This is a genomic window from Candidatus Defluviilinea gracilis, assembly GCF_057138825.1.
Genome location: NZ_DBNHEF010000034.1, coordinates 1 through 2,296 on the forward strand (window position 1 = coordinate 1; position 2,296 = coordinate 2,296).

Consider the following 2,296-nt stretch of genomic DNA (forward strand, 5'->3'; position numbering starts at 1 on the left):
AACAAGATCCTCAAGATTGCTTGTGCTGTCGTCCGCTCGCAACAACCCTACCTTCCCAACTATGTTGCTGTCAATCCCCTGGTTTTTCAAAAAACCTTGACGGCTTCATAGTATTCAGAATGACATAACGTGAAATACATAAACAAAACGAGGAACCATCAATGGAATATCGAAATCTAGGCAAGGCGGGCGTGAAAGTATCGGCTATTGGGATCGGATGCAATCAATTCGGCGGCAAAGTGGACGCGGCTGGCACAAAAGCCGTCGTCCATCGCGCGTTGGATGAGGGCATCAATTTTTTCGACACGGCAAACGTGTACAGCAACGGCGCATCGGAGGAATTCGTCGGCGCGGCGTTGGAGGGACAAAGAGATCGAGTCGTGCTCGCCACAAAAGGACGATTCAAAATGGGCGAGGGTCCGAACGACATTGGCGCGTCGCGGTATCACATCATGAGCGCGGTCGAGGCGAGTCTGCGGAGGCTGAGAACAGACCACATTGATCTGTATCAGATTCACGCGTGGGACGAATCGGTGCCCGTCGCCGAGATGATGCGCGCGCTCGACGATCTCGTCCGCGCGGGGAAAATCCGCTACATCGGCGCGAGTCAATTTTCGGCGTGGCAGTTGGCGCATTGCAACACGTTCGCCGAGATGATGGGCTGGGAGCAATTCGTCACGATCCAAACGCACTACAATTTGTTCGAGCGCGACGCCGAGCGCGAACTCCTGCCCTATTGCGCGTGGTCGAACGTCGGCATCCTGCCATACTTCCCGCTCGCGGGCGGTCTGCTCACGGGAAAATACACGCGCGGCGAAGCGCCACCTGAGGGATCGCGCGGCACGTTCAGCCCGTACGTGAAGAATCGACTCACCGAAGCCAACTTCGACAAACTGGATGCGCTCCGCTCTTTTGCCGTCTCACGCGGACGCGCGCTTCATGACCTCGCTTTTGGCTGGTTACTCAGTCGGAAGCAGATCCCCTCCGTGATCGCTGGCGCGACAACGCCCGAGCAAGTGACGGCAAACGCGGCAACTGTTGGTTGGAAATTATCGGAGGAAGAGTTGAAAGAATTACAAGGGTTGCTGTGAATCGAATGTTCACCATAAAAACTTTATCTGCCTCCGACCTGCCTCTTTTGCTCAATATCGCGGACGATGTCTTTGACAATCCCGTGAACGAATCTTTCGCGCGCGAATTTCTCGCAGACCCGCGCCATCACATCGTCGTCGCGTTGGTTGGCGGTGTTGTGATCGGGTTTGCCTCTGCCGTCCATTACATTCATCCCGACAAGCCGCCTGAATTGTGGATCAACGAAGTCGGCGTCGCGGATTCGCATCAGGGCAAAGGAATCGGCAAAGCGATCATGAATGAGATGCTGAACTTGGGGAAAGGACTCGGCTGTGTCAACGCGTGGGTGTTGACCGACAAGAATAATGTTGCCGCGAACGGATTGTATAAGTCGGTGGGCGGAAGCATTTCCGATGAAGAGACTGTAATGTATGAGTTTGATGTGGTTGGCGTTCAGAACAATTCGAGACTATAATGCCGTATATAGAATATCGCATAGCCTATAAGCTGATTAAGACATCGTTAGGCGTTTGTATGCAACCCTTAATGTCTCGTTTTATGATTGCCGAAGGGAGACGATTATGAGTTATTGGGATTTCAAAAGCGAAGAAGAGAAAGTAAAAATAATTGCCGATCAAAAAGAAAAAAAACCAAAAACTATTCACACCGTTGTCAGCATTATTTATATCGGGGTAATATTATTAAGTAGCCCGTTAATTCTCTGGTCGTTAGCGTATAGTTACGGGCTTTTCATAGCTATCATCTGGGTAATTGGTTCCATCATTGTTTCTAGAATCCTCATTAATAGAAACAATATTCCCATTGCATACCTGGTTTTGTTTTCTGCGCCCGTCATAGCATGGTTATTCATGATTCAATAAATAACATAACAACAACTTGATCTTGGCGTTCTGTTTGCAAGTGTAAATCGATTTTGTTATTGGCGAGTCAAAGTTCGAGTTTTTTCTACATCTCAAGCCTTTGTCAGCCCGCCCAAAATTGGCTAACGCACCCCCGTTACCTAATACTTCCTCAACCGCCACCAGCCGCGCTCGTTCTTACACGACTACTCCCCTCGCTTACAAATTTTCTCTCAGCCACGCGAGCGCGTCGTGTTTTTGTTCGCGCGCAGTTGCACTGCGAGCGGGATGCAGTGCAACTGCATCCCCAACAGGGAATTTATATTTTTACGAAACCTTAGGGGGGTTGGGAGGGCTGATCTATC

At 50.3% G+C, this 2,296-nt stretch carries 3 protein-coding genes; all 3 read left to right on the plus strand.

Annotation, left to right across the window (positions count from 1 at the left end; all coding sequences use genetic code 11):
- Positions 1-161: 161 nt before the first annotated feature.
- Positions 162-1,091 (plus strand): aldo/keto reductase, encoded by a 930-nt coding sequence (locus tag AC16KF_RS04560; RefSeq protein WP_484036116.1) that lies wholly within the window; start codon positions 162-164, stop codon positions 1,089-1,091.
- Positions 1,092-1,096: 5 nt separating this feature from the next.
- Entirely contained in the window at positions 1,097-1,546 is a 450-nt protein-coding gene (locus AC16KF_RS04565; RefSeq protein ID WP_484036117.1) for an N-acetyltransferase family protein, read from the plus strand.
- Between the two features lie 106 nt (positions 1,547-1,652).
- Positions 1,653-1,952 carry a hypothetical protein gene (locus AC16KF_RS04570; protein ID WP_484036118.1) on the plus strand — a complete coding sequence of 100 codons (300 nt, stop codon included), beginning with the start codon at positions 1,653-1,655 and terminating at the stop codon, positions 1,950-1,952.
- The last annotated feature ends 344 nt before the right edge of the window (positions 1,953-2,296 follow it).